A 26,530-nucleotide genomic window follows, 5' to 3' on the forward strand; every position below is an offset into this window, starting at 1 on the left:
ACCTGGACCGGGTACGGCCGCATGCTCTCAGATTTCGAGCTTGTCAGATGACGGGAGGTCGTCCCAGCCGGGTCAGCCGCCACACCGTACGCCACTTCATGGGCCGACGGGGACCACAGGGGCTCGTCCAGCCCTCCTTGAAGCCGCCGAACCAGGCCTTCAGGGCAGGTCCGGAGGGCTTGCGGAGCAGGGTCAGCAGCAGCCAGACGCCCAGGTAGACCGGGACGAGCGGCGCGGGGAGGTTACGGCGCGCGAGCCAGACGCGGTTGCGCGCGACCATGCGGTGGTAGACCGCGTGCCGGGAGGGCGCGGTCGTGGGGTGGTACAGCACCATGTCGGACCGGTAGTCGATCATCCAGCCCGCGTCGAGGGCCCGCCATGCCAGGTCGGTTTCCTCGTGCGCGTAGAAGAATTCGTCCGGGAGGCCGCCGACTTCGGCGAAGACCTGGGTGCGTACGGCGTTGGCGCCGCCGAGGAAGGTGGTGACCCGGGAGGAACGCATCGGGTCGGCGGCCCGCAGCCGGGGGACATGGCGCCGCTGGGTGCTACCGGTGTCGGGGTCGGCGATGCGGAAGCTGACGATGCCGAGCCTCGGGTCGTCCTCGAATGCCTTGCGGCAGAGTTCGGCGGTGTCGTGGTGCGCGAGCAGACCGTCGTCGTCGAGGAAGAGCAGCACGTCGACGTCCCGGCCGCTGGGGCCGAACGCCTCTATGCCTACGTTGCGGCCGCCGGGGATGCCGAGGTTCTCGGGCAGCTCGACCGTCCGGACGCCCTCGGGGACGTCCGGGACGGGCGAGCCGTTGCCGACGACGACCGCCTCGACCCGGTCGCCCTCCTGCTTGGCGACCGAGTCGAGGAGGGCGCGGAGTTCGTCGGGGCGGTTGCCCATGGTGATGATCACCGCACCGACCTTCATGCCGCCGCTCACTTCAGCCTGCTGGAGACGAGGATCGACACCAGGTGCAGCAGGGTCTGGAGCAGGGCGATGCCGGCCAGGACGGCGACGCCCACCCGGGAGAAGAAGAGGTCGCCCCGGATCTGGTCCACGACCGCGAGCGCGAGGATCAGCAGGGATGCCTCGACGCCGAGGATCAGCCGGTGGAACTTCAGGGCGGCGGCGGCCCTGCGGGCCAGCGCCATGCCGGAGGAGCGCGGCTCGGCGGCCGACTCCTGGACCGGCGGCTTGCCCTGCTGGTGCCGGGCGACCCCCACGAGGTCCGTCTCGGCCTTGATCAGGATGGCGCCGAGCGCGGCCAGGGTGCCGAGGAAGGCCCACAGCCAGTCGATCCGGCCGGTGCCCCACAGGTCGGCCGCGCGCAGCCCGAAGCCGACGAGGACGGCGGCGTCGCACAGGTAGGCGCCGACCCGGTCGACGTAGACGCCGGTCATCGAGTACTGCTTGCGCCAGCGGGCGATCTCGCCGTCGACGCAGTCGAACAGCAGGTACAGCTGGACCATCAGCACACCGAGGACGGCGCCCGGGATGCCCGGCACCAGCAGGGCCGGGGCGGCGAGGACGCCGAAGACGGTCATCAGATAGGTCAGCTGGTTGGGCGTGACCCGGGTGTTCACCAGGTGCCGGTCTATCCGCAGCGAGATCTCGCGCATGTAGAGCCGGCCGGCCCAGTGCTCACCGCTGCGCCGGTCCTTCACACCCGGGGGGTGAACGACCGGGCGCAGCTCAGCTACTGATGGCTTTGGCATAGTCGGCGTAGGCGTCCTTGATCTGGTCGGTGCTCAGTTCGAGGTGTTCCAGGATGGTGTAGCGGCCCGGCCGGGTCTGCGGGGCGAACTCCACGACCTGGACGAACTCGTCGACCGTGAAGCCGATCTCGTCCGGGAGGACGGGCAGTCCGTGGTGGCGCAGCACCTCGGTCATCTGGCCCGCGATCTCGTGGTGGCCGCGCAGGAAGGTGGCGAACGCTCCGCCGAGACCGCACTGTTCGCCGTGCAGGGCGTTCCGCTTGGGGAACGTGAGGTCGAACGCGTGGCTGATCTCGTGGCAGGCGCCCGAGGCGGGGCGGCTGTCGCCGGCCACCGACATGGAGATCCCGCACAGGACGAGGGACTCGGAGAGCGTGGTCAGGAAGTCGTCGTCGCCGACCCCGCCGGGGTGACGCAGCACGGCCTCGGCGGCCTGGCGGGCCATGGCGGCGGCCAGTCCGTCGACCTTCTCGCCGGTCTCCCGGCTGGACAGCTCCCAGTCGGCCACGGCGGAGATCTTGCAGATCACGTCGCCGATGCCGGCCCGCACGAAGCGCACCGGGGCCTCCCGGATGACGTCCAGGTCGATGACGATGCCGATCGGGTTCGGCACACCGTAGGAGCCGCGGCCCGCGTCGTTGTCGAGGGTGGCCACCGGGGAGCACAGTCCGTCGTTGGCGAGGTTGGTGGCGACGGCGACCAGCGGCAGGCCCACCCGGGCGGCCGCGTACTTGGCGCAGTCGATGACCTTGCCGCCGCCGAGCCCGACCACGGCGTCGTAGTGACCGCCCTTCTTGATCGAGTCGGCGAGCCGTACCGCTCCGTCGATGGTGCCGTCGGCGTCGCAGAACCAGTCCGCCTCCGGGAACGCCGGGGCGAACCGGTCGCGCAGCGCCGCGCCGGAGCCGGCGCTGATCGCGAAGGCCAGCCGGCCCGACGGCGCGATGCGCTGGTCCGACAGGATCGTCGCCAGATCATCGAGCGCGCCGGGACGGATGTCCACGACGACCGGCGAGGGGATGAGCCTCGTCAGTACTGGCACGCGATCTCACGTCCCTTGGCGAGGTCGTCGTGGTTGTCGATCTCGACCCACTTGACGTCACCGATGGGCGCGACGTCGATACGGAAGCCGCGGTTCACGAGCTCCTGGTAGCCGTGCTCGTAGAACTGCTGCGGGTCCGTCTCGAAGACCGTCTTCAGGGCGTCGGCCAGCTCGTCGGCGGCCTCGCCCTCGATGAGGGTGACGCCGATGTACTCACCGGTCGCCTCGGCCGGGTCCATCAGCTTGGTGATCTTGGTCATGCCGCCCTCGGGGCCGACGACGACCTTCATCTCCTCGTCGGCGAGGGACTTCACCGTGTCGAGGGCGAGGATGATCTTCTTGCCGTCACCGCGGGCGGCGAGCAGGGTCTTCTCGACGGAGACCGGGTGCACGGTGTCGCCGTTGGCGAGGATCACCGAGTGCTTGATGGCGTCACGGCCGCACCACAGGGAGTAGGCGTTGTTCCACTCCTCGGCCTTGTCGTTGTCGATCAGGGTGATCTTGAGCCCGTACTTGGCCTCCAGCGCCTCGCGGCGCTCGTAGACGGCCTCCTTGCGGTACCCGACGATGATCGCGACCTCGGTCAGGCCGATCTCGGCGAAGTTGCCGAGGGTGAGGTCGAGAACGGTGAGGCTGTCCTCGGCGCCCTCGGGGCCGACCGGCACCAGAGCCTTGGGAAGCGTGTCGGTGTAGGGGCGAAGACGCCGTCCGGCGCCGGCCGCCAGCACGAGGCCGATCATGCGGGTTCTCCTTCATCGTGTACGGCGGGTGCGCCGGTTTTGTGGGCGGTCACCCAGAAGCGGATGCTCTCGAAGAGCACCAGCAGTGCCACGGCCACGGCGAGAGCCGTGAGCGCGACTGTGAAATCTGTGGGCGCGAGCAGCGCGGCCAGGACGGTGACCAGCAGGGTCCTGCCTTCGTGACCGCCGATCGCCCGCACCAGCCACCGCGGCGGCGCGCCGGCGTCGCCGCGGATGCGGTACACCGTGTCGTAGTGATGGTAGGCGACGGCCGCCACCAGCCCGAAAGCCGCGGGAAGGGCGCCGTTCACGTCGGCCTTGGCCGCCAGCAGCAGGACGACGCCGTATTCGGCGGCGCGGAAGAGCGGCGGGATCAGCCAGTCGAGGGGGCCCTTGAGGGAGCGCTCGACGGCCTCCGCCGACAGCCCGGCGTACAGGGCGGCCACGGCGACGACCTGCCAGGAAGCGCCCCAGAGCCAGGCGGCGGTCACCACGGCCGCGGCTGCGAATGCCGCGCTGAGCAGTGCAGTCTTGCGCGGCGGGCCCGGCAGGAGCCGCGCCAGTCCTTCGGCGAGCGGGCCGGTGTCCGCGAGGTCCGCCAGTGCCCGGGCCGCGCGGTCCGTCCGCTGGGCCTTGCGCGTCAGGGAGCGCAGGACGCGGCCCGCCGTCGTGTAGGTCGCGGCGAAGGCGCAGCCGACGAGCAGCGCGTAGAAGGTGATACGGGGTGTGGTGAGGGCCGTGAGGACGGCGATCATGGCCCAGCGCTCGCCGATCGGCAGGACGATCATGCGGCGGACCCAGACCGTCCAGCCGACGCTGTCGAGCTTGCCGGACAGGGCGGCGGTGGGGCTGGTGTTGGCGGTGGCGGCAGGATCCCCGACGTTTGCCTCGTTGAAGGAGAAGTCGACGACGTGGCGGCAGGTCTGCAGGACCATCGCGCCGAGCGCGAGGGCCCATACGTCGTCCCCACCCCGGGCGGCCCCGAGGGCGAGGCCCGCGTAGTAGGCGTACTCCTTGGCTCGGTCGAAGGTGGCGTCGAGCCAGGCGCCGAGCGTCGAGTACTGCAGCGAGTAGCGGGCCAGCTGGCCGTCGGTGCAGTCGAGGACGAAGGAGAAGAGCAGCAGGAGGCCGGCCGCGACGAAGCCGCCGCGGGTGCCGGTGGCCGCGCAGCCCGCCGCGATCAGGGCGGTGATCAGCGAGGCCGTGGTGACCTGGTTCGGGGTCAGGCCCCGGCGGGCGCACCAGCGGGCGATGTAGCGGGAGTACGGGCTGATGCAGTAGGTGGTGAAGAAGCCGTCACGGGACTTCACCGCCGTGCGCAGCCGTACGGCCTCGTCGTCGACGTCGGCGACCGCCCGGCGGGCCTCGTCGCGGGCCTCGGGGTCGGCGGGGACGGCGGCGACCAGGGTGCCGAGCTCGGGCCGGTACAGGGCGACACCCTCGGCGTCGAGGGCGGTGACGATCCGGTCGGCGACGCCGACACTGTCGACGGCGACGGCCGCGGTGCCGCCCTCGGCCGAGTTCTCGCGGGCCAGCGCCCGGGTCAGCGCCTGACGGGCGGCGGGCCGCACGGTCACGGCGCCCGGGAGGGCGGCGGCGTCGAAGCGGGGGTCGGTCAGTCCCAGGCGCAGCGCGTGCACATGGCCGACGAAGCGGGCGTCGACGACCGCGACCCGCTGGTCCGCGGGCACCGTCGCCAGGAGCGTCTCGGCGTCACCGGCGTCGGAGGCGGTCCGCACGTCGAAGCCGAGCGACCGCAGATCGCCCTCCAGCGACGACCCGGGGACCGGCTGACCGGTGAGGATGGCGGTCGACAGACGAACTCACTCCCTGGGTGCCGACGCGACCGCGCCGGACATGTACGTGGTGGGGGCGCCCCGGCCCGCTGCGACCCGGCGGCGTGTCGGCAGAGGTTATCGGATGAAGAGAAGCGGGCGTTCACCGCCCGTTCACGGCCTGATCAGTTCGGCCTGCTCAAGCCGTCGGCCCTCCGCCGCGATCATCATCGTGGATGTGGGGGTTGCGCCACAAACTCCGGTGCGGATATCGGTTGATAGGGGACGAAGGGATGGGTGCGCTCCTCGACGAGCGGCGGCGTTCCGCGCCCCTTCAGAGGCGTGGGGAACTGCGCGACCGGCCACGACGAACGCCGCACGCGCCAATCCCCCACACCCCCTACGGCGAACCGGCACAACACACCCCCCGCATAAGGTGAGCGCATGACATGGCTGATCACAGGCGGGGCGGGCTACATCGGCGCACACGTGGCGAGGGTCATGAGCGGGGCCGGCGAGCAGGTCGTCGCACTGGATGACCTCTCCGCGGGGGTCCGGGGCCGCCTCCCCGAAGACATCCCGTTGATCCACGGCTCCGCCCTCGACGGCGCCCTCCTCAAGCGCGCCCTCACCGAGCATGCCGTGACCGGTGTGGTCCACCTCGCGGCCCGCAAGCAGGTGGGCGAGTCCGTCGCCCAGCCCACCCGCTACTACCAGGAGAACGTCGGCGGACTCGCCACGCTCCTGGAGGCGGTGGCCGCCGCCGGCGTCGAGCGCTTCCTCTTCTCCTCCTCCGCCGCCGTCTACGGCAACCCGGACACGGACCTCATCACGGAGGACACCCCGTGCGCCCCGATGAGCCCGTACGGCGAGACCAAGCTGGCCGGGGAATGGCTGGTCCGGGCGGCGGGGAAGGCGCACGGCATCGCGACCGCGTGTCTGCGCTACTTCAACGTGGCCGGCGCCGCCGAACCCGCCCTGGCCGACACGGGCATCTTCAACGTCGTCCCGATGGTCTTCGACCGCCTCACCCGTGACGAGGCCCCGAGGATCTTCGGCGACGACTACCCCACCCCGGACGGCACCTGTGTCCGGGACTACATCCATGTCGCCGATCTCGCCGAGGCGCACCTCGCGGCGGCCCGCCGTCTCACCGCCGGGGACGTCTCGGGCGACCTGACCGTGAACATCGGCCGGGGCGAGGGCGTTTCGGTCCGCGAACTCGTCGACCTCATCGGCGAGGTGACCGGGGACCGCCGTCCCGCACTCGTCGAACCCCGCCGCCCCGGTGACGCGCCGCGCGCTGTCGCCTCGGCCGAGCGGGCCCGGCGCGAACTCGGCTGGACGGCCCGGCGCGAGGTGCGCGAGATGGTCGAGTCGGCCTGGGCGGGCTGGCGGCTGCACCACGGTCTCTGACCCTCCCCGGTCCCCGCCCCGATCATGGCAACGCTCTGACCTGCGGGTCGTTTCCGCAGGTCAGAGGATATGACAACGGTGTTCAGTGCCGCGTTGCCGGATACCCCCCACCCGTAGTTGACTGTGATCCGGAGCCGAACACACGGACGCAACACGGACGCTTGAGAGAGGCGGATCCATGGGGGCCGGTCACGACCACGGGCACGCGCATCACGCGCCGACCAGCGGTACGGCGGCAGCCGCGTACCGCGGGCGGCTGCGGATCGCGCTGGCGATCACGCTCACCGTCATGGTGGTCGAGATCGTCGGCGGCGTGCTCGCCGATTCGCTGGCGCTCATCGCCGACGCGGCGCACATGGCGACGGACGCGGTGGGCCTCGGCATGGCACTCCTCGCGATCCACTTCGCCAACCGCCCGCCGAGCGGCAACCGCACCTTCGGCTACGCCCGCGCCGAGATACTCGCGGCGCTCGCCAACTGTCTGCTGCTGCTCGGTGTCGGCGGGTATGTGCTGTTCGAGGCGATCCAGCGGTTCATCACGCCGGTCGGGACCCAGGGCGGACTGACCGTCGTCTTCGGCGCGATCGGTCTGGTCGCGAACATGGTCTCGCTGAGCCTGCTGATGCGGGGGCAGAAGGAGAGCCTGAACGTCCGGGGCGCCTTCCTGGAGGTGGCAGCGGACGCGCTCGGTTCCCTGGCGGTGATCGTCTCCGCAGCGGTCATCCTGCTCACCGGCTGGCAGGCCGCCGACCCGATCGCCTCGCTCGTCATCGGTGTGATGATCGTCCCGCGTACGGTGAAGCTGCTGCGCGAGACCCTCGACGTGCTGTTGGAGGCGGCGCCGAAGAACGTCGACATGGCCGAGGTACGGGCCCACATACTGGCCCTGCCCGGTGTGGAGGACGTCCACGATCTGCACGCCTGGACCATCACCTCCGGCATGCCCGTGCTCTCCGCCCATGTCGTGGTGAGCTCCGACACCCTGGACTCCATCGGCCACGAGAAGATGCTGCACGACCTCCAGGGCTGCATCGGCGACCACTTCGACGTCGAGCACTGCACCTTCCAGCTGGAGCCGGGCGGCCACGCGGAGCACGAGGCGAAACTGTGTCACTGACCACCGGCTGGGCCACGCGGCCGGAGACGGCCGCCGACCGCGCGGGGGTGTACGGCGTCAACGCCGCCGCCTTCGAGACCGACGCGGAGGCCAGGCTGGTCGACGCGCTGCGCGAGGACCCCGGCGCCTGGCTGCCGGACCTGTCGTACGTCGCCGAGGCCCCGGACGGCACGCTCGCGGCGTACGCGCTGATCACCCGGTGCCATGTCGACGAGGTGCCCGCGCTGGCGCTGGCCCCCGTCGCGGTCCTGCCGGACCACCAGCGGCAGGGGGCGGGCGCGGCCGTCGTACGCGCGGTGCTGGAGGCGGCACGCGCGCGTGGGGAGCGGCTCGTCCTCGTCCTGGGGCATCCCGGGTACTACCCGCGCTTCGGCTTCGTCCGTGCGTCCGAGTACGGCATCCGGCCGGGATTCGAGGTGCCGGACGAGGCGATGATGGCGCTGGTCCTCGACGGTTCCGCCCCGGCCCCATCCGGCACCATCCGGTATCCGGCGGCTTTCGGGGTCTGATCCACGGGCCCAGGTGTCTTCGGCGGGGGTCTGAGGGTAGGACATGCGGGTCGACCGCGAAGTGCCGGGAGCGCCGGTTTGTTGCGGCAGACTTGAAGCTCGAAGAACGAGGCGAAGGATGGGCATGCCGATCACACCTGCCACCGCGATGCACAGTCCCGAGAGCGGCACCACGGAAGCGATCCTGCTGGAGCTGGTCGACGAGGACGGCACCACGATCGGCACCGCGGAGAAGCTGGCCGCTCATCAGCCGCCCGGTCAACTGCACCGGGCGTTCTCCGTCTTCCTCTTCGACGAGCGGGGCCGGCTGCTGCTGCAGCAGCGGGCCCTCGGCAAGTACCACTCCCCCGGCGTCTGGTCGAACACCTGCTGCGGCCACCCCTACCCGGGTGAGTCCCCGTTCGCGGCGGCCGCCCGGCGGACGCACGAGGAGCTGGGGGTCTCCCCGGCGCTGCTCGGCGAGGCGGGCACGGTCCGCTACAACCACCCGGACCCGGAGTCGGGCCTGGTGGAGCAGGAGTTCAACCACCTGTTCGTCGGGCTGCTCCAGGCTCCGCTCCGACCGGACCCGGAGGAGGTCGGGGACACCGCGTTCGTCACCCCGGCCGAGCTCGCGGAGCGGCATGCCAAGGACCCCTTCTCGGCCTGGTTCATGACGGTCCTGGACGCGGCGCGGCCGGCGGTCAGGGAGCTGACGGGGCCGGCCGCGGGCTGGTGACCGCGGGCTCCGGCCCTCACCCCTGGATCAGATGTGCGGGTTCGAGCGGCAGGGCGACCCAGACCACCTTGCCGCCGCTCGCGGTGTGCTCCACGTCGCAGACGCCGCCCGCCTCCAGCGTGATCTCCCGCACCAGGAGCAGACCACGGCCGCCGAGCCGGCCGTGGTCGGTCTCCAGGGCGGTCGGGCGGTAGGGGTGGTTGTCCTCCACCGAGACCCGCACCCACTGGGCTCCGACGGCGACCTCGACGGCGAGCGTGGGCGACAGGAGCGCCGCGTGTTTCACGGCGTTCGTCACCAGCTCGGAGACGATCAGCAGGAGCCCCTGGACGAGGTCGTCCGAGATCGGCACGCCCTGGCGGGCGAGCAGTTCTCGGACGGCGCGCCGCGCCTGCGGCACCGAGGCGTCGACGGCGGCAGCGGTGAACCGCCAGACCCCTTCGTAAGGCAGTGGCGCCGGCGGCCTCGGGTCGTCGGGTCCGTGCCCGCCGCCGTCAGGGCGTGGGTCGCTCCCGCGCCCTTGGTCGTCCATGGTCAGGTCGCCACCCTTGCGCTCGATTGTCACCACATGTCGAGTGTTGGTAACTCGACGCCACGCACGGAGAACTGAACAGAAGTCAGCGTGTATCGGCGACTTTCAGATCATTTGCGAGCGAGTTAGTCGGTGGCATGACAGCGGATTTTCGAGCTGTGTCGTTTTTGGAACTATTCGGGTTGTACGGGTTCGAAGCCGGTCGCGAAGCCGGGCTCGACGCCGGTGGCTAGCATCCGGGGCATGGAGCCTCAGCTGCTGGACACCGTCGCCGACGGGATCGCGACCGTCGTCATCCACCACCCCGCCAAGCGCAACGCCATGACGGCCGGGATGTGGCGGGCGCTGCCGCCGCTGCTCGACCGGCTGGCCGCCGACCCGGAGGTCCGGGCACTGGTGCTCACCGGGGAGGGCGGGACGTTCTGCGCGGGGGCCGACATCTCCACGCTGCGGGGGTCCCCGGACGAGGCCCAGAGGCTGGCGGGCCTCGCCGAGGAGGCCCTCGCCGCCTTCCCGAAGCCGACCCTCGCGGCGATCCGGGGGCACTGCGTGGGCGGCGGGGCCCAGTTGGCGGCGGCCTGCGATCTGCGGTTCGCGCAGGAGGGAGCGCTGTTCGGGATCACCCCGGCGAAGCTGGGGCTCGTCTATCCCGCCTCCTCCACCCGGAGGCTGGTGGCGCTGGTCGGGCCGAGCACGGCCAAGTACCTGCTGTTCTCGGGCGAGTTGATCGACGCGGAGCGGGCGCTGCGCACGGGCTTGGTGGACGAGGTGCTCCGTGAAGGTGAACTCGCCGACCGGGTCGAGCAGTTCACCCGGGTCCTGGTCTCGCGCTCGCGGCTGACGCAGGCGGCGGCCAAGGAGTTCGCGAACGGCCGCACCGACCGCGACGCCCACTGGGCCGAACAGGCACGCGGCAGCGGCGACGCCGCGGAGGGTGTCGCCGCGTTCCTGGAGCGCAGACCGCCCCGCTTCACCTGGTCGGTGTGAGGGCCGCCGCGACGGCGGTCACATCAGGGCGAAGCGGCTGTTGGTCCGGAACTCCTCCACCAGGTGCGCCGGCGCCTTGTGCGGGGCACCGGCGTCGTAGGGCGGCTGCGGGTCGTACTCGATCATCAGCTGGACGGCCTGGGCGTGCTCGTCGCCCGCGATCCGGCCGACCAGGGTCAGGCCCATGTCGATGCCGGAGGACACCCCGGCCGCGGTGACGTACTTGCCGTCGATGACGACCCGCTCCCCCGTCGGCTCGGCGCCGTACTGCTTCAGGAAGTCCAGCGCCAGCCAGTGCGAGGTGGCCCGGCGGCCTTCGAGGAGCCCGGCGCCGGCCAGGAGCAGGGACCCGGTGCACACGGAGGTCGTCCAGGTGCTCGTACGGTCGGCCGTGCGCAGCCAGTCGAAGAGGGCCTCGTTCTCCATCTGCGCGAACTGGCCGGGGCCGCCCGGCACCACGACGACGTCCGGACTCGGGACCTCGGCGAGCGACCTGTCGGCGGTGAGCGCGAGGGCGCCGGTGTCGGAGCGGACGGGGCCCGTCTCCTCGGCGACGAAGACGAGTTCGGCGTCGGGCAGACGGCCGAGGGTCTCGTAGGGCCCTACGGCGTCGAGGGCGGTGAAGCGGTCGAAGAGGACGATGGCGATCTGCATCGGGTTTCCTTTCAGCGGGTGGGGTCGGTGGCGGTGGCCGGGCGGAAGCGGCGGCGGTACTCCGCCGGGGAGGTGGCGAGGGCCTTCACGAAGGCGCGGCGCATGGCCTCGGCGGTGCCGTAGCCACAGGTGCGGGAGATCTCCTCCACTCCGTCGGAGGTGTCCTCCAGGAGGCGGCGGGCGTGTTCGAGGCGGACACGGTCGACGTACCGGCCCGGGGTCGTGCCCGTCTCGGTCCGGAAGGCGCGGGCGAAGTGGCGGGGCGAGAGCCGGGCACGGGCGGCCAGCTGTTCGACGCTCAGGTCGTCGCCGGGGTGCTCGGTGATCCACCGCTGGACCTCGCGGAGCGGTTCCCGCTGCGCGGTCTGGGCGGCGAGCTGGGCACTGAACTGGGCCTGGTTCCCCGGGCGGCGCAGGAAGACCACGAGATGGCGGGCGATGACGAGGGCGGCCTCGCGGCCGATGTCCTCCTCGACGAGCGCGAGGGCGAGGTCGATGCCGGAGGTGACACCGGCGGAGGTGGCGATGTGCCCGTCGCGGACGTAGATGGGGTCCGGGTCGACCTCGACCGCCGGGTGGTGGCGGGCGAGGGTGTCGCAGTACGCCCAGTGGGTGGTTGCCCGGCGGCCGTCCAGGAAGCCGGCCTCGGCGAGGAGGATGGCGCCGGTGCAGACCGAGACCAGGCGCTCCGCGCGCGGACCGTGCTCGCGCAGCCAGTCCACGATCTCGGGAGCCGGGCTCCGGGTGCCCTGGCCGCCCGGGACGAGCAGGGTGTGCGGAGCGGCGGGGGCGGCGGCGAGGCTGTGGTCCGGGACGAGGGTGAGGCCGCTGGAGGTGCGCACGGGTGTGCCCTCCAGGGAGGCCGTGCTGATGCGGTAGGTCCCCGGTGTGTGCTGTTCCGCGCCGGCGAAGACCTCCAGCGGGCCCGTGACGTCGAGGCTCTGCACGCCGTCGAAGAGGACGACCAGGACTGTTCGCATGCCTTCGATTCTTGGGCGGCCGGACCATGACCGCAATGACGAGCACCCCACCTTTCCTGCCATCGGGGGTGGACGGGCGGGACCGCCCCGCACTCACGTACCAACCAGTCGGTAACCTGCCGCCATGACCTCTTCCCTGCCGGAGCGCGCCGGGCGGCGCTGCCACAGCCTCCTCAATCCGTTCCACTCCGCGCACTACTTCTCGCCGGACCTCGGGCGGGAGCTGGCCGCCGTGGGGGTCGAGGACCCGCGGGCGGCGTACTTCGCCGTCCGGGCCGCCGCCCTCGGCCGCGTCGGAGCGGGCGTCGTGACGGCGACGTTCTTCAACTTCCGTCACGAGCTGGTGGCGGAACACGTGCCCGCCGTGTGGGAGACGGCGTCGCCGTCCGCGGTGCTGGCGGCGCGTGAGCGCGCCGTCGACGCCACGCTGCGCCGGCTGCTCGGCGAGGAGCTGCTCGCCTCCGCGGAGGTCGCCGAGGCGGCGGAGCTGGCGCTGCGCGCCACCGAGGCGTGTGTGCGGACCGCACGCCCCCTGTACGCCGCGCACGCCGACCTGCCCGTACCCGAGCGCCCTCACCTCGCGCTCTGGCACGCGACCACCCTGCTGCGCGAGCACCGGGGCGACGGACATCTCGCGGTGCTCCTCGACGCCGGTCTCGACCCGGTCGAGGCGCTGGCCAGCCACACCGCGACCGGGAAGGGCATGTCCCCGAAGTGGGCCGTCGCCACGCGCGGCTGGACGCGGGACGACTGGGACGCCGCGAACGCCCGGCTGCGCGAGCGCGGGCTGCTCGACGCCGACGGCGGACTGACGGAGGCGGGCGTGGCGCTCCGCAGGGACATCGAGGACGCGACCGACCGCCTGGACCTGGCCCCCTACGGGCATCTGGGCGCGGCCGGGGTGGAGCGGCTCACCGAGCTGATGACCGGCCTGGTGACGACGATGCTCGGCGCGGGGGCGTTCCCGGCGGGGATGATCGGCAAGGGCTGAGCACGCGGCGCGCAGGCATGAACGGCGCCAGGCGCGGTACTCGATCGTTCCTGGCCCAGTCAGCCGGGAGACGAAAGGGGAAGTACGTGTTCCGTGCGATCGCAGACGTGTTGCGGCAGATCGGTGGGGCCATCGCGACGGTGGTCACGCTGCCGTTCCGGGCCGTGGCCCGGCTCTTCGGGGGCGCGTCGAGCTCGACGCGCCGCACCGGGCGGGCCCGCCGGGCCTGAGGACGGCCAGGCCGTACAGACCTGGGAGCCGGACGCGGGATCGCGTCCGGCTCCTCCGCTGTCCGGCTCCCCCGCTGCGGGACTACTCCGCTGTGGGCTCCCCAGCTGTCCCGGACCCGCGCGTTTCCCTCCCTGAGCCCCCGCTGTCCGTGCCACCTGCCACAATTGCCGCGCAACCTCAGTGGAGAAGGCGGTACGGGAACGTGACGACACCCGGGTCCATCGAAGTACGGTCCATCGAAGGCAGGATCGCCGAGGAGCTCGGCGTACGGGAGCGGCAGGTCAAGGCCGCGGTGGAGCTGCTCGACGGGGGTTCGACCGTGCCCTTCGTCGCCCGCTACCGCAAGGAAGCGACCGAGATGCTCGACGACGCGCAGCTGCGCACGATCGAGGAGCGGCTGCGCTATCTGCGGGAGCTGGAGGAGCGCCGGAGCGCGATCCTCGACTCCGTGCGCGAGCAGGGCAAGTTGACGCCCGAGGTCGAGGCGCAGATCCGCGCCGCCGAGACCAAGGCCCGTCTGGAGGACATCTACCTCCCCTTCAAGCCGAAGCGGCGCACCAAGGCGCAGATCGCCCGCGAGGCCGGTCTCGAACCGCTGGCCGAGGGCCTGCTCGAAGACCCGACCGTCGAGCCGCTGGCCGCCGCCGCGGCGTTCGTGGACGCCGAGAAGGGTGTGGCCGACCCGCAGGCCGCCCTGGACGGCGCGCGGGCGATCCTCACCGAGCGGTTCTCCGAGGACGCCGACCTGATCGGCGAGCTGCGCGAGCGCATGTGGGTACGGGGGCGGCTCACCGCCAAGGTGAAGGACGGCAAGGAGGACGCGGGCGCCAAGTTCGCCGACTACTTCGACTTCTCCGAGCCGTTCACCGAGCTGCCCTCCCACCGCATCCTGGCGATGCTGCGCGGCGAGAAGGAGGACGTCCTCGATCTCGTCCTGGAGCCGGAGGAGCCCTCCGAGCAGCCCGGCCCCTCCTCCTACGAGGGGATCGTCGCGCATCGCTTCCAGATCGCCGACCGGGGCCGGCCCGCCGACAAGTGGCTCACGGACACGGTCCGCTGGGCCTGGCGGACGCGCATCCTCGTCCACCTCGGCATCGACCTCAGGCTGCGGCTGCGGACGGCCGCCGAGGACGAGGCGGTGAACGTGTTCGCGGCGAACCTGCGCGACCTGCTCCTCGCCGCCCCGGCCGGGACGCGCGCGACGCTGGGCCTGGACCCCGGCTTCCGTACGGGTGTGAAGGTCGCCGTGGTGGACGCCACCGGCAAGGTCGTCGCCACCGACGTCATCTATCCGCACGTCCCGGCCAACAAGTGGGACGAGGCCATCGCCAAGCTGGCGCGTCTGGCCAAGGAGCACGCGGTCGAGCTGGTCGCGATCGGCAACGGCACGGCGTCCCGGGAGACCGACAAGCTCGCCGGTGAACTGATCACCAAACACCCGGAGTTGAAGCTCACCAAGGTGATGGTGTCCGAGGCGGGCGCCTCCGTGTACTCGGCGTCGGCGTTCGCCTCGCAGGAGCTGCCCGGGATGGACGTCTCCCTGCGGGGCGCCGTGTCGATCGCGCGGCGGCTGCAGGACCCGCTGGCCGAGCTGGTCAAGATCGACCCCAAGTCGATCGGTGTCGGGCAGTACCAGCACGACCTGTCCGAGGTGAAGCTCTCTCGTTCCCTGGACGCGGTGGTCGAGGATTGTGTGAACGGCGTGGGCGTGGACGTGAACACCGCCTCCGCGCCGTTGCTGGCCCGGGTCTCCGGCATCTCCTCCGGGCTCGCCGAGAACATCGTGGCCCACCGCGACGCCAACGGCCCCTTCATCTCGCGTTCCGAGCTCAAGGGCGTGGCACGGCTCGGCCCCAAGGCGTACGAGCAGTGCGCGGGCTTCCTGCGGATCCGGGGCGGCTCGGACCCGCTGGACGCGTCCAGCGTGCACCCGGAGGCGTACCCCGTGGTCCGGCGGATGGTGAAGAGCTCCGGGCAGGAGGTGGCGGCGCTCATCGGCAACACGGGGGTCCTGCGGTCGCTGAGGCCGGCGGACTTCGTGGACGAGACCTTCGGTCTGCCGACCGTGTCGGACATCCTCAAGGAGTTGGAGAAGCCGGGGCGGGATCCTCGGCCCGCCTTCAAGACCGCCACCTTCAAGGAAGGCGTCGAGAAGATCTCCGACCTGGAGGCCGGAATGGTCCTCGAAGGGGTCGTGACGAACGTCGCGGCGTTCGGGGCGTTCATCGACATCGGCGTCCACCAGGACGGGCTGGCGCATGTCTCCGCGCTGTCCCGGACGTTCGTGAAGGACCCGCGCGATGTGGTCAAGCCCGGGGACATCGTGAAGGTGAAGGTGCTCGACGTCGATGTTCCGCGCAAGCGGATCTCGTTGACGCTGCGGTTGGACGACGAGGCGGCGCCGAAGGGTTCGGCCGGGCAGTCCGGTGGGGGTGCTCGGCAGCAGCGGGGTGGCCGTGGGGGGCAGCCGCCTCGGCAGCAGGGGCGTGGGGGTGGGGGCCGGCAGGGGGGTGCGGCGCCGCCGCCTGCCAACAGTGCGATGGCTGACGCTTTGCGGCGGGCAGGGTTGGTGGACAAGAAGCGGGGCTGAGGTGTCGGTGGGGGTTTTCCCGCCCCCGCCTCCCCTACCCGTCCCGTCCTCACGGGGCGGTGCCCCTTTGACCCCCGGGCGTCCGTCCGGTGGGGGCTGGTCGCGCAGTTCTCCGCGCCCCTGAAGGGGCGCGGAGACTGACTGCGCCAGAAGCCCCCTCAGTGCTCCCTGACCTTGCCCGCCTCCACCTCGAAGCGCCTGGTCACCCTTACCGCCTCCAGCATGCGACGGTCGTGTGTCACCAGGAGCAGCGTGCCCTCGTAGGAGTCCAGGGCCCCCTCCAGTTGCTCGATGGCCGGGAGGTCCAGGTGGTTCGTGGGCTCGTCGAGGATCAGGAGGTTGACTCCTCGGCCCTGGAGCAGGGCCAGGGCCGCACGGGTGCGTTCGCCCGGGGAGAGGGTGATCGCCGGGCGTAGGACGTGGTGGGACTTCAGGCCGAACTTGGCCAGCAGGGTGCGCACTTCGGCCGGCTCGGTGTCGGGGACCGCCGCGCAGAAGGCGTCGAGGAGGGACTCGGGGCCGTGGAAGAGGGCACGGGCCTGGTCGACCTCGCCGACCAGGACCCCGGAGCCCAGGGCGGCGTGGCCCGAGTCCAGGGGGACCCGGCCGAGGAGCGCCCCGAGGAGCGTCGACTTGCCCGCGCCGTTCGCACCGGTGATGGCGACGCGGTCCGCCCAGTCGATCTGCAGGGAGACCGGTCCGAAGGCGAAGTCGCCGCGCCGCACCTCCGCGTCGCGCATCGTGGCGACCACGGCGCCGGAGCGCGGGCCCGCCGCGATCTCCATGCGCAGCTCCCACTCCTTGCGCGGCTCCTCCACCACATCGAGCCGTTCGATCATGCGCTGGGTCTGCCGGGCCTTCGCGGCCTGCTTCTCGCTCGCCTCGCTGCGGAACTTGCGGCCGATCTTGTCGTTGTCGTTGCTCGCCTTGCGCCGCGCGTTCTTGACGCCCTTGTCCATCCACGAGCGCTGCATCTGGGCCCGGTCCTGGAGGGCGGACTTCTTGTCGGCGTACTCCTCGTAGTCGTCGCGGGCGTGCCGGCGGGCCGTCTCGCGCTCCTCCAGGTAGGCCTCGTATCCGCCGCCGTAGAGGTTGATCCGGTTCTGGGCGAGGTCGAGTTCGAGGACCTTGGTGACCGTGCGGGTGAGGAACTCGCGGTCGTGGCTGACGACGACCGTGCCCGCGCGCAGGCCGGAGACGAAGCGTTCGAGTCGTTCCAGGCCGTCCAGGTCGAGGTCGTTGGTGGGCTCGTCGAGGAGGAAGACGTCGTAGCGGGAGAGGAGGAGGGAGGCCAGGCCGGCGCGGGCGGCCTGGCCGCCGGAGAGGCCGGTCATGGGCTGGTCCAGGTCCACGCCGAGCCCCAGGGTGTCGGCGACCTCCTCCGCCCGCTCGTCGAGGTCGGCGCCGCCCAGGTCGAGCCAGCGCTCCAGGCTCACCGAGTAGGCGTCGTCGGCGCCCGGCGCGCCCTCCACCAGCGCCTGCGTGGCCTCGTCCATCACTCGCTGGGCCTCGGCCACCCCCGTGCGCCGGGCCAGGAACTCCCGTACGGTCTCGCCCTCCCGCCGCTCCGGTTCCTGCGGCAGGTGTCCCACGGTCGCCGAGGGCGGGGACAGCCGCAGCTCGCCCTCCTCCGGCGGGAGCAGGCCGGCGAGCAGGCGCAGCAGCGTGGACTTGCCGGCGCCGTTGGCTCCGACCAGACCGATCACGTCGCCGGGGGCGACGACGAGGTCCAGCCCGGAGAAGAGCGAGCGGTCGCCATGTCCGGCGGCGAGGTTCTTGACGACGAGGGTGGCGGTCACAGGGGGTGATTTTACGGCCCCTGTGACCTCGGGGTCCTGCCCCGGGCCCCGTTCGCGCTGTTCCCCGCGCCTCTACCGGGCCATCGGTTCCACCAGCACCGTCCCGGAGGTGCGGGCCACGATGAACGATTCTCCCTTCGCCGCCTTCGGGTCCAGACCGATGCGGTGCCGGCCCGCCGGGAGGATGCCGTCGAAGAAACGGTAGGTGTGGGGTCGGTAGAGACGGTCGAGGCGGTAGGCGGTGAGCTCCACCCGGCAGGTGGAGGTGATCTCGATGCCGGCCTGCCCGTCGGCGGCGACGAGACGGGTGAGGCGGCGCTGTTCGGCCGGGCTGCGGTCGAGGGCGTGTTCGATCTGGGCGACGAGGAGCGGGATGATCGGGGCGAGTCCGTCGACGTACGCGACCTGGACCCCCGCGCGGTCGAAGGCCAGCCGCACGGCGTCGCGGTCCGCCTTGCCGACGGCCCTGCCGAAGGCCACGGCGCCGTAGGCGCGCAGCTCCTCCGGGGGTACGCCGGTGGCGTCCTGCGCTATGTCGGCGCCGATGCCGATGGCGCGCAGGGCGGCGGCCAGTCTGGCGAGCACGGCGACGCGGGCGCCGATGAGGAGGACCCGGCGGGCCGACGGCTCGGGGCCCGACTCGCACAGCAGCGACCGCAGGGCGTCGCGGTACTCGGCGCCCTGGAAGCGGAAGGGGCCGATGCCGGTGTAGCCGTTGAGTCTGAGGTCGGCCTCCTCCTCCGTCTGCCAGGCGAAGTCCCGCCACACGAAGTCGTCGCCGTCCCGCTCTATGACCGCGGTCACCGCTCCGCAGGCGAGGTCGGCGCATTCGGGGCAGCCGTAGATGACGTAACGGCCGCTTCTCAGGGGTGCCTCGGCCTCCAGGAGCAGACTGCGCACCTGGGCGGTGAAGATCGAGGGCGGGACGTCGGAGGCGAGGGGGGAGACGGCGTCGAGGTCGGAGAGCTGGAACAGCAGCGGGCGTCCGTCGACGATGAAGTCCACGAAATCCCGGTGCACTTGGTAATCACCGTTGGCGAGGACGCCACCGGCTCGCATCGCCGGTGCCAGGCCGAAGGTCGCGTACTCGGCAGACATGATGCGAGTATCCCCACAAAGGCAGACTTGTGAGCACGGCATGACATATTCCGTTAACGTCCCCGGGTGACCAATGAATCGAACAGTGATGTGATCGTGGTCGGTGGCGGCGTCGTCGGTCTCACGACGGCCGTCGTGCTGGCGGAGAGCGGCAGTCGGGTCCGCGTGTGGGCACGGGAGCCCGGGGAGCGCGCGACGTCCGGCGTCGCGGGTGGGCTGTGGTGGCCCTACCGGATCGAGCCGGAGGAACTGGTCGGCGCGTGGGCGCTCGACACCCTCGACGTGTACGAGGGGCTGGCGGCCCGGCCGGACGAGACGGGCGTACGCATGGTCGAAGGCGTACACGGTGGGACCACGCTGGACGGGCTCGGCGCATGGGCCTCGCGGGTGGCCGGGCTGCGGGTGGCGACGGCCGGGGAGTACGGGGGTGTCGGGCTGTGGGCGCGGCTGCCGGTGGTCGACATGCCGGTCCATCTGCGGTGGCTGCGCGAGCGGTTCGTCGCGGCGGGCGGTGTCGTGGAGGAGCGCACGGTGACCGACCTCGCGGCGCTCGACGCGCCCGTGGTCGTCAACTGCACGGGGATCGGCGCGCGGGAGCTGGTGCCGGACCTCTCCGTGCGGCCGGTGCGGGGGCAGTTGGTCGTCGTGGAGAACCCGGGGATCACCACCTGGCTCACCTCGGTGGACCACTCCGGTTCCGAGAGCACGTACTTCATCCCGCAGCCGGGCGGTCTGATCCTGGGCGGTACGGCGGAGGAGGACGCCTGGTCCCTCACGCCGGACCCGGTGATCGCGGAGGCGATCGTGAAGCGGTGTGCGGCAGTTCGGCCCGAGATCGCCGGGGCGCTGATCGTCGAGCACCGGGTAGGGCTGCGGCCCTCCCGGCCGGCGGTCCGCCTGGAGCGGGAACTCCTGCCGGGCGGGAGGGTGTTGGTGCACAACTACGGGCACGGCGGGGCGGGGGTGACGGTGGCCTGGGGCTGCGCGCGGGTCGCTGCGCGGCTGGCCACGGGTTGAGCGGGTGTCGGGAAAGAGGGGTCGTCGGTCGGGTGCCGGTCGTGGGGGGCTGTCACGCAGTTCCCCGCGCCCCTGACAGGGCGCGGGGCGCCTGCCCCGGCGGGTGTCTACTCCGCGCGATGGCCGATCGGGTCCCCCTCGGTCTCCGTGCCCTGGCCCGGACCGACCCTGATCTCGAACTCGCCGTCATAGCGCTTGTGGCCCTCGATGACGGCCAGTTCGACCGCTTCGGAGGCCATCTCCTCGCGCACCATCACGGGGTCCCGCCGCAGGTCGCGCATCATCGCGACGCACATGCCGATCATCACCAGGACGAACGGCGCGGCGGCCAGGATCGTGAGGTTCTGCAGGCCGGTCAGGGCGTCTCCCTGGCCGCTGCCCACGAGGAGCATGATCGCGGCGACGGCCCCGGTGACCATGCCCCAGAAGACGACGACGAAGCGGCCGGGTTCGAGCGCGCCACGCTGCGAGAGTGTGCCCATGACGATGGAGGCGGCGTCGGCGCCGGAGACGAAGAAGATGCCGACGAGGATCATCACGAGCAGGCTGGAGACCGTGGCCAGGGGGAACTCGTGCAGGACGGCGAAGAGTTGGCCCTCGGGCGTGGCCTCCTCACCGAGCCGGCCCTGTCCCTGAAGGTGCATCGCCGTGCCGCCGAAGACCGCGAACCAGACGAGGCTGACCGTGCTGGGCACGAGGATGACACCGCCGATGAACTGACGGATGGTGCGGCCGCGGCTGATGCGGGCGATGAACATGCCGACGAAGGGCGTCCAGGAGATCCACCACGCCCAGTAGAAGACGGTCCAGCTGCCGAGCCAGTCGGCCACACCCTCGCCGCCGGACGCCTCGGTGCGGCCCGCGAGCTGGGGCAGGTCGCCGAGGTAGGAGAAGATCGAGGTCGGCAGGAGGTCGAGGACCAGGATGGTGGGTCCGGCGACGAAGACGAAGACCGCCAGCAGCAGGGCCAGCACCATGTTGGTGTTGGACAGCCACTGGATGCCCTTCTCCACCCCGCTGACGGCGGAGGCCACGAAGGCCAGGGTCAGGACGGCGATGATCGCGACGAGCAGGCCGGTGCCGGCCTTGTCCATCCAGTCCAGTTCACGGAAGCCCGAGCCGATCTGGAGGGCGCCGAGGCCCAGGGAAGCCGCCGACCCGAAGATCGTGGCGATGATCGCCAGGATGTCGATGGCCCGGCCGACGCCGCCGCCCGCGTGCTTCTCGCCGATCAGCGGGGTGAAGACGGCGCTGATGGTCTGGCGGCGCTGCTTGCGGAAGGTGCTGTAGGCGATGCCGAGGCCGACCACCGCGTAGATCGCCCAGGGGTGCAGCGTCCAGTGGAACAGGGTGGTCGCCATCGCCGTTTCCATGCGTTCGCCGGAGCCCTGGGGGCCGGTGCCCGGCGGGGGCGAGGTGTAGTGGGCGAGGGGCTCGCTGACGCCGTAGAACATCAGGCCGATGCCCATGCCGGCGCTGAACATCATGGCGACCCAGGAGACCGTGCGGAACTCGGGTTTCTCGCCCTCGACGCCGAGGTGGATACGGCCGTAGCGGCTGACCGCGAGCCACAGGGCGAAGACGACGAAGCAGGAGGCGGCCAGCATGAACGCCCAGCCACCGTTGTGGATGAGGCCGTTCAGCATCTTGCCGGAGACGGTTTCGAGCGCGTCGGTCCAGATGGCGCCCCAGAGCACGAAGGCCAGGGTGAGCGCCGCCGTCACACCGAACACTACGCGGTCCGTCCGGGGCCGCCCGCCGCCGGGGAGACCCGCCTCCGAGCCTGGAAGCGCGCCTCCCCCGTGGTGGGCGGTGCGATGATCGTGTGTCACAGGTGGAACCTTTCCGCGAATGGCTGGAACTGACCCTCTCCTGCCCAGGAACCAGTACCACATGTGACCTCGATGCTTTCTCGTTCAACAGTCGGTGTCGGGCACCCCTTCCGTCAGGCGGTACGGGGCCCGCGCGTCGAACAGCAGCGGGACCAGCGCGCGCAGCTGCTGGCGCAGCGGTACGAGGACGCCGTCACCGTCGGTTTCCGGCCGTACGCGGACGCCGTGCAGCGCCAGCTCGTCGGCGAACTCCTCGTACTGCTGTGGGGTGAGCCGGTAGCCGCAGGGCGGGTCCTGGATCACCTCGGCGGGTTCGGCGGGGTCGTTGTCGGCGCCGCCGACATAGACCGGGCCCGTGTCACGGAGGCCCGCCAGACGGGCCGCGCCGGTCACCCGGTCGACCTGTCGGCCACGTTCGACGGCGAAGCCGAACAGACCTTCCAGGGCGGCGAGTTGGGAGTTCACCCGGCGCAGGTTGTTGACCGGTTCCGGGGTGTCCGCCGTCAGGGGTTCCACCCTGCTCTCGATCAGCAGCCCGACCGAGTGCTTGATTCCGGACATGTTGCGCAAAATGCGCTCCTGGCCGTCTCCGGCGACCTGGCGGATCGGGTCGCCGGTGACCGGGTCGGTCCAGATGCCGTAGGTGCCGGTCGAGTGGCCCGCGGCCGCGGCGGCCGGGCGTACGTGGCCGAGGGAGAGCGTGCGCGCCTCGGCATGGACGGCCGGGGCGGTGTTGAGGTTGCGCGGCCAGAGGTCGAAGAGGTCCTTGTCGTAGTACTGCGGGGTGGCGCCGTATTCGTGCAGGTCGTAGACGATATCGGGACGGTGGTCGCGCACGACGGCGGCGAGGGCGCGTGCCTCGGCGGTCCGCAGGGCGAGGTGGTCGCGGTTGATGTCGACGCCGTCGCCGTTGCCCCGGGTGTCGGCGGCCCGGCCGTCGGGGTTGGCGGTCGGGACGACGAGCACCGTGGTGGATCTCAGCAGCCGTTCGGTCCGCTCGTCCCTGGCGAAGGCGAGGTCGCGCAGGTTGGTGAGGCAGGCCTCGCGGCCGGAGGGCTCGTCGCCGTGCTGGCTGCAGATGAGCAGGACCGTGCGCGAGGTGGGGCGGGTGCCGATCCGGACGAGCTGGAGCGGGCGGCCCTGCGCGGTGGTGCCGATCCGGGTCGTCGACACCCGGTCGCTCGCCCGGTCCACGGCGGCCAGGAACGCCTGCTCCTCGGGCTGGCCGGTCCAGCGGGCGCCGCCCGACCGCTCGAATCCGGTGCGCGGCAGCGTGGTGTCCGTCGCGTGCGCGGGCGTCGCCAGCAGGGGCACCGCGAGGGCGGTGGCGAGCAGTGCCGCGATGCGGGCCCTCACGCGCCACCGCCCGGAACGCGGGCGGCCCGGCCCGGGTCGCGTACGCCGTCGAGGACCGAGGCCTCCGGGCGGGCGGTGGTGCCCGAGGTGGCCTTCGCGAAGGCCACGCCGCCGCCGACCAGCGGGACCTGCGCGAAGGTGCGCCTGAGGTCGATAGTCAGGGTGGGCGTGCTCGACGGCGGGTCGATGAGGTCCTCGTCGGTGCCCGCGATGATCAGTGCGAGGCGGTGCCCCGCCGGGACGACGTGATCGCTCGCGTGCAGGTCGAGGGTGATCGTGTACGGGGTCCCGGGGGTGAGCGGGGCGCCCGTGGCGGAGGAGTGGTTGCCGAGGTCGGCCCAGCCGCGACTGAAGATCGTGTAGTCGACGTCCGCGGTCTTGGCCTTCGTCTCCCGGAAGCAGGAGCTGTCACCGGTGGTGCTCGGGCCCCAGCAGGTGCGTTCGGTGAGCGTGGTGATGCCCTCGCCCGCGGTGGAGTAGTCGCGGATGGTGTCCGGGCCGAGGTCCACGAGGACCGCCGAGAGGTGGGCACTGGAGGTGGTGGGCATGGCGGTCACGGTCACCTTGGAGGAGCCGGACAGACGCAGGTCCTCGGTGAGGGGCACGGTGACGAAGCCCGCCTTCTCCGGGGTGGACCGGTCGACGTGGGCGGCCCAGTCGGTCTCGTTCAGCGCGGGGTCGTCGGTGAAGGTCTCGGTGCCGGACCGCTTGCGCAGGCCGAGGGTGCCGACACCGGGCTCGGTGCCCTCGGCGGGGCGCAGGGTCGTGGCCTTGGTGGCGCGCGGCGGCCAGACCTTCGACGTCTTCCACTGGTTCGGGTGGCGTTCGATGTCAGCCATCGGCTCGTCGTCGATGCCGTTGTCGTAGCCGAGGAGTTCGTGGTCGAACCAGCGGTGCAGGGTGTCGACCCAGGCGGCGCGGCGGAAGTCGAAGGGGTCGACGTGGCCGACCTCGGAGAGCCAGATCTTGCGCTCGACGCCGTGCTTCGCGAGCGCGTCCCACCACTGGCCGAAGTGCTTGGGGCGGACGTTGAGGTCCTGCTGACCATGGACGACGAAGACGCTGGCGTCGATCTTCCGGACGTCCTTGACGTAGTCCCGCTCGGTCCACAGCGGGGTCCAGTCGCCGGTGCGCGGGGCGCCGTCGACGAGTCGCTGCTGGACATGGCCGCACTTGGCGCGGGCGTCGGGGCTCTCGACGTAGTCGGAGAGCCACTCGGGGCCCGAGTTGTAGAGGGGGGCGCCCTTGGCGAAGTAGTAGTCGTACCAGGAGGAGATCGCGCCGATCGGCACGATGGTCTCCAGGCCCTCGACGCCGGTGGCGGCCACCCCGTTGGCGATCGTGCCGTCGTAGCTCTTGCCGATCATGCCGGTCCGGCCGTTGGTCCAGCCGGCCCCGGCCTTGGCGCTTCCCGTACGGGTGGTGTACGCCCGGCCGCGGCCGTTGAGCCAGTCGACGACCGCCTTGGCCGACTGGATGTCGGAGCGGCCGCCGACGTCCACACAGCCGTCGGAGCGGTTGGTTCCCGCGAGGTCGACGGCGACGAACGCGTAGCCGCGGGGCACGAAGTAGTTGTCGTAGAACAGCGGCATCTGGACGACGTTCCCGTTCGCGTCGTACGTCTTGCGCTGACTCTCGTTGCCGCGTCCACAGCAGGAGTAGTAGGGGCTGGCGTCCATGATCACCGGGATCTTCCGGCCTCGCAGGGCGGGTTCACTCGGGCGGACGATGTCGACGGCGACCCGGTCCGGCTTCCCGTCCCGGTCGCCGTCGAGCCCGGTGTCCACCCAGACGGATTCACGGACGGCGTTCTCGTACGAGTAGACCGGCTCACTCTTGCGGGGCGTCGGGGTGCCGGCGGCCGCCGGGGTGAGGAACGTGGCGGTGAGGGCGGCGGCCGTGGCGGCCGTCGCGAGCGATCTCCAGGTCGTGAAGCGTGCACGTCGCACAGGTATCGGCATGCGCGGACGGTACTGCGGTCAACTCCCGTGCGACAGAGGGACTTTTGGATACTCGTGGGACTTCGGCCACGGTGTGGCCGGAAAGGAGCGTGGGGTCCGGGTCGCTCGTGACGACCGAATGGCGATCGTGTGACAGGGGCGGCCACGGGGAGTCGCTGGAGGGCCTGTTCGACGCGTGGCTGTATCAGCCGTGAAGCCGGGGGCCGCGGCGGCCGATGAGGTGGGGGTGGCCGCGGCCGAGGGTGCTGCCAAGGCGCCGAGTCGTGGAAGAAGCTCGCGGCGACGAACTCCGTTCATGGGCGGGAGAGTGAGGGCCGGCACGGGCAGGGGATCGGGAACGGGGACGGGGAGGGGGACGGGGAGGGGGCTAGGAGCTCGGGGATACGGACAGGTTGTGGCCGCGGGTCCGTCGTGGGTTGTCGCGCAGTTCCCCGCGCCCCCGAAAGGTGGGCTTCGCCCTCTTTCAAGGGCGCGGGTGGACCTTCGCCTCGATCTGCTCTCCGACGATTCTGGACGCCAGGTTCGCGGCCAGTTCGGTTACGTGGTCGTGGAGTTCGGCCTCGGCCGTGGCTCGGTCCGCGGCCAGGCGGGCGTGGCCCTCGGTGAGGAGGGTGGTGTACTCGCGTCGGCCGTCGGCACGGGCCTGCGCGATCAGGGCGGTGCCCTCCTCGACGGCGCGCTGCCGGATGCGGGCGGCCTCGTGCCGGGCTTCGGCCAGGGTCTGCGCCACCTCCGCCCGCTTGATCCGGGCCTGTTCCCGCAGGGCTTCGGCCTCGGCCTCGGTCCCCTTCGTCACGGCCTCCCGTTCGTCCAGGACGCGCTGGATCCGGGGCACGGACCGGACGAAGAAGAGGAAGACGAGCGCGAACAGCACGGCCGCGACGACGAGTTCCCCCACGACGGGGTTCAACGGGCCGATGTCCATCGGGAGGAGATCCATACCGGTGCCCTACCCGTTCCCTGGATCGCGGTACCGCGCCGGCCCCGGATCAGTCCCCGTGGTCGTACACCGTCACCGCTATTCCGCGCCGGACCAGTCGGTCGAGGATCAGGGGCTCGACCCGGGACCACTTGCCGCCGGCGAGTCCGCAGCCGATGCGGGGCATGTGGACCGACGCGTCCAGTTCCAGGGTCTTGTCGGCGAGCAGGCCGAGGGCCGTGTCGATGGCCTCGTAGCGCACGGGCACCCCCTTGCTGCCGGTGCGGGTGCCGTGCTGGCCTATCAGGTTCGCCACCCAGGTGTAGCGGCCGACCTGGACGAACTGGGCGGCACCGAGCCCGAAGTCGTTGCTCGCGCGGTCGCGGTGCCATGCGCGGTAGGCGGCCTCCGGCTCCGGCCAGCGGCGGGACAGGGCGAGGACGAATCCCTTGCCCCAGCCGCCCAGGTCGTTGCTGACATGGGCGATGACCTTGACCCCCTTGCCCAGCGGCACGGTCGCGTCGCCCCGGACGTATGTGATCCCCGACATGACGCCACCGTA

The 26,530-nt window shown here is 71.6% G+C and carries 24 protein-coding genes; 9 read left to right on the top strand and 15 right to left on the bottom strand.

What is annotated here, in order from left to right:
* Nucleotides 1-43 precede the first annotated feature (43 nt).
* Genes ACZ9QC_RS04870 through ACZ9QC_RS04890 form a run of 5 tightly spaced genes read right to left on the bottom strand, consistent with a single transcriptional unit; the run spans nucleotide 44 to nucleotide 5,303 of the window.
* Nucleotides 44-916 carry a glycosyltransferase family 2 protein gene (locus ACZ9QC_RS04870; RefSeq protein ID WP_472918991.1) on the bottom strand — a complete coding sequence of 291 codons (873 nt, stop codon included), beginning with the start codon at nucleotides 914-916 and terminating at the stop codon, nucleotides 44-46.
* An 8-nt stretch (nucleotides 917-924) separates the two neighbouring features.
* The gene (locus ACZ9QC_RS04875; protein ID WP_472918992.1) at nucleotides 925-1,653 is read right to left on the bottom strand and encodes a CDP-alcohol phosphatidyltransferase family protein; all 729 of its coding nucleotides are present in this window, start codon (nucleotides 1,651-1,653) and stop codon (nucleotides 925-927) included.
* 28 nt (nucleotides 1,654-1,681) lie between these two features.
* On the bottom strand, nucleotides 1,682-2,746 hold the full coding sequence (locus ACZ9QC_RS04880; RefSeq protein ID WP_472918993.1) for an iron-containing alcohol dehydrogenase family protein: 1,065 nt from the start codon (nucleotides 2,744-2,746) through the stop codon (nucleotides 1,682-1,684).
* Nucleotides 2,734-3,486 carry a phosphocholine cytidylyltransferase family protein gene (locus ACZ9QC_RS04885; RefSeq protein ID WP_184902007.1) on the bottom strand — a complete coding sequence of 251 codons (753 nt, stop codon included), beginning with the start codon at nucleotides 3,484-3,486 and terminating at the stop codon, nucleotides 2,734-2,736. Before ACZ9QC_RS04885 ends, ACZ9QC_RS04880 begins: the two co-directional genes overlap by 13 nt.
* On the bottom strand, nucleotides 3,483-5,303 hold the full coding sequence (locus ACZ9QC_RS04890; RefSeq protein WP_472921600.1) for a DUF5941 domain-containing protein: 1,821 nt from the start codon (nucleotides 5,301-5,303) through the stop codon (nucleotides 3,483-3,485). The genes ACZ9QC_RS04885 and ACZ9QC_RS04890 overlap by 4 nt, the downstream gene beginning before the upstream one ends.
* Nucleotides 5,304-5,705: 402 nt before the next feature.
* On the opposite strand from ACZ9QC_RS04890, the gene galE reads away from it, so the two are divergent.
* The 4 genes from galE to idi all read left to right on the top strand — a co-directional run bounded on the left by galE (nucleotide 5,706) and on the right by idi (nucleotide 9,021).
* Nucleotides 5,706-6,677 (top strand): UDP-glucose 4-epimerase GalE, encoded by a 972-nt coding sequence (gene galE / locus ACZ9QC_RS04895; protein ID WP_472918994.1) that lies wholly within the window; start codon nucleotides 5,706-5,708, stop codon nucleotides 6,675-6,677.
* 178 nt (nucleotides 6,678-6,855) lie between these two features.
* Nucleotides 6,856-7,794, top strand: a complete 939-nt coding sequence (locus ACZ9QC_RS04900) for a cation diffusion facilitator family transporter (protein WP_472918995.1) — start codon at nucleotides 6,856-6,858, stop codon at nucleotides 7,792-7,794.
* The gene (locus ACZ9QC_RS04905) at nucleotides 7,785-8,303 is read left to right on the top strand and encodes a GNAT family N-acetyltransferase (RefSeq protein WP_472918996.1); all 519 of its coding nucleotides are present in this window, start codon (nucleotides 7,785-7,787) and stop codon (nucleotides 8,301-8,303) included. Before ACZ9QC_RS04900 ends, ACZ9QC_RS04905 begins: the two co-directional genes overlap by 10 nt.
* Nucleotides 8,304-8,427: 124 nt before the next feature.
* Nucleotides 8,428-9,021, top strand: a complete 594-nt coding sequence (gene idi, locus ACZ9QC_RS04910; protein ID WP_472918997.1) for an isopentenyl-diphosphate Delta-isomerase — start codon at nucleotides 8,428-8,430, stop codon at nucleotides 9,019-9,021.
* Nucleotides 9,022-9,037: 16 nt separating this feature from the next.
* Here idi and ACZ9QC_RS04915 read toward each other — a convergent pair whose 3' ends face one another.
* A complete protein-coding gene (locus tag ACZ9QC_RS04915) occupies nucleotides 9,038-9,553 on the bottom strand; it encodes an ATP-binding protein (protein ID WP_472921601.1) in 516 nt (171 codons plus the stop codon).
* Nucleotides 9,554-9,796: 243 nt separating this feature from the next.
* Between ACZ9QC_RS04915 and ACZ9QC_RS04920 the strand changes: the two genes are divergently transcribed.
* Entirely contained in the window at nucleotides 9,797-10,540 is a 744-nt protein-coding gene (locus ACZ9QC_RS04920; RefSeq protein WP_472918998.1) for an enoyl-CoA hydratase/isomerase family protein, read from the top strand.
* A gap of 18 nt (nucleotides 10,541-10,558) precedes the next feature.
* Here ACZ9QC_RS04920 and ACZ9QC_RS04925 read toward each other — a convergent pair whose 3' ends face one another.
* Together ACZ9QC_RS04925 and ACZ9QC_RS04930 are read right to left on the bottom strand one after the other, a co-directional pair.
* Nucleotides 10,559-11,194, bottom strand: a complete 636-nt coding sequence (locus ACZ9QC_RS04925) for a DJ-1/PfpI family protein (protein ID WP_472918999.1) — start codon at nucleotides 11,192-11,194, stop codon at nucleotides 10,559-10,561.
* A gap of 11 nt (nucleotides 11,195-11,205) precedes the next feature.
* A complete protein-coding gene (locus tag ACZ9QC_RS04930) occupies nucleotides 11,206-12,174 on the bottom strand; it encodes a GlxA family transcriptional regulator (protein ID WP_472919000.1) in 969 nt (322 codons plus the stop codon).
* Nucleotides 12,175-12,298: 124 nt separating this feature from the next.
* On the opposite strand from ACZ9QC_RS04930, the gene ACZ9QC_RS04935 reads away from it, so the two are divergent.
* The 3 genes from ACZ9QC_RS04935 to ACZ9QC_RS04945 all read left to right on the top strand — a co-directional run bounded on the left by ACZ9QC_RS04935 (nucleotide 12,299) and on the right by ACZ9QC_RS04945 (nucleotide 15,986).
* A complete protein-coding gene (locus ACZ9QC_RS04935; protein ID WP_472919001.1) occupies nucleotides 12,299-13,165 on the top strand; it encodes an SCO6745 family protein in 867 nt (288 codons plus the stop codon).
* An 86-nt stretch (nucleotides 13,166-13,251) separates the two neighbouring features.
* Nucleotides 13,252-13,395, top strand: coding sequence for an LPFR motif small protein (locus tag ACZ9QC_RS04940; protein ID WP_169797823.1), 144 nt, complete (start codon nucleotides 13,252-13,254; stop codon nucleotides 13,393-13,395).
* Nucleotides 13,396-13,598: 203 nt separating this feature from the next.
* Nucleotides 13,599-15,986, top strand: a complete 2,388-nt coding sequence (locus tag ACZ9QC_RS04945; RefSeq protein WP_472919002.1) for a Tex family protein — start codon at nucleotides 13,599-13,601, stop codon at nucleotides 15,984-15,986.
* 158 nt (nucleotides 15,987-16,144) lie between these two features.
* On the opposite strand, the gene ACZ9QC_RS04950 is transcribed toward ACZ9QC_RS04945, so the two are convergent.
* Both ACZ9QC_RS04950 and ACZ9QC_RS04955 read right to left on the bottom strand, forming a co-directional pair.
* Nucleotides 16,145-17,785 (bottom strand): ABC-F family ATP-binding cassette domain-containing protein, encoded by a 1,641-nt coding sequence (locus ACZ9QC_RS04950; RefSeq protein ID WP_472919003.1) that lies wholly within the window; start codon nucleotides 17,783-17,785, stop codon nucleotides 16,145-16,147.
* 72 nt (nucleotides 17,786-17,857) lie between these two features.
* A complete protein-coding gene (locus ACZ9QC_RS04955) occupies nucleotides 17,858-18,883 on the bottom strand; it encodes an oxidoreductase (RefSeq protein ID WP_472919004.1) in 1,026 nt (341 codons plus the stop codon).
* A 66-nt stretch (nucleotides 18,884-18,949) separates the two neighbouring features.
* Here ACZ9QC_RS04955 and ACZ9QC_RS04960 point away from each other — a divergent pair, with 66 nt between their 5' ends.
* On the top strand, nucleotides 18,950-19,900 hold the full coding sequence (locus ACZ9QC_RS04960) for an FAD-dependent oxidoreductase (RefSeq protein WP_472919005.1): 951 nt from the start codon (nucleotides 18,950-18,952) through the stop codon (nucleotides 19,898-19,900).
* A gap of 107 nt (nucleotides 19,901-20,007) precedes the next feature.
* Here the strand turns inward: ACZ9QC_RS04960 and ACZ9QC_RS04965 are convergent, their stop codons facing one another.
* The 5 genes from ACZ9QC_RS04965 to ACZ9QC_RS04985 all read right to left on the bottom strand — a co-directional run bounded on the left by ACZ9QC_RS04965 (nucleotide 20,008) and on the right by ACZ9QC_RS04985 (nucleotide 26,518).
* Entirely contained in the window at nucleotides 20,008-21,732 is a 1,725-nt protein-coding gene (locus ACZ9QC_RS04965; RefSeq protein WP_472919006.1) for a BCCT family transporter, read from the bottom strand.
* Between the two features lie 84 nt (nucleotides 21,733-21,816).
* Entirely contained in the window at nucleotides 21,817-23,088 is a 1,272-nt protein-coding gene (locus ACZ9QC_RS04970) for a M14 family metallopeptidase (RefSeq protein ID WP_472919007.1), read from the bottom strand.
* Nucleotides 23,085-25,049 carry a Xaa-Pro dipeptidyl-peptidase gene (locus ACZ9QC_RS04975; RefSeq protein ID WP_472919008.1) on the bottom strand — a complete coding sequence of 655 codons (1,965 nt, stop codon included), beginning with the start codon at nucleotides 25,047-25,049 and terminating at the stop codon, nucleotides 23,085-23,087. Before ACZ9QC_RS04975 ends, ACZ9QC_RS04970 begins: the two co-directional genes overlap by 4 nt.
* A 463-nt stretch (nucleotides 25,050-25,512) precedes the next feature.
* Entirely contained in the window at nucleotides 25,513-25,989 is a 477-nt protein-coding gene (locus ACZ9QC_RS04980) for a F0F1 ATP synthase subunit B family protein (protein WP_472919009.1), read from the bottom strand.
* 49 nt (nucleotides 25,990-26,038) lie between these two features.
* A complete protein-coding gene (locus tag ACZ9QC_RS04985; RefSeq protein WP_472919010.1) occupies nucleotides 26,039-26,518 on the bottom strand; it encodes a macro domain-containing protein in 480 nt (159 codons plus the stop codon).
* Nucleotides 26,519-26,530 lie beyond the last annotated feature (12 nt).

Source organism: Streptomyces sp. HUAS MS02 (genome assembly GCF_055702265.1).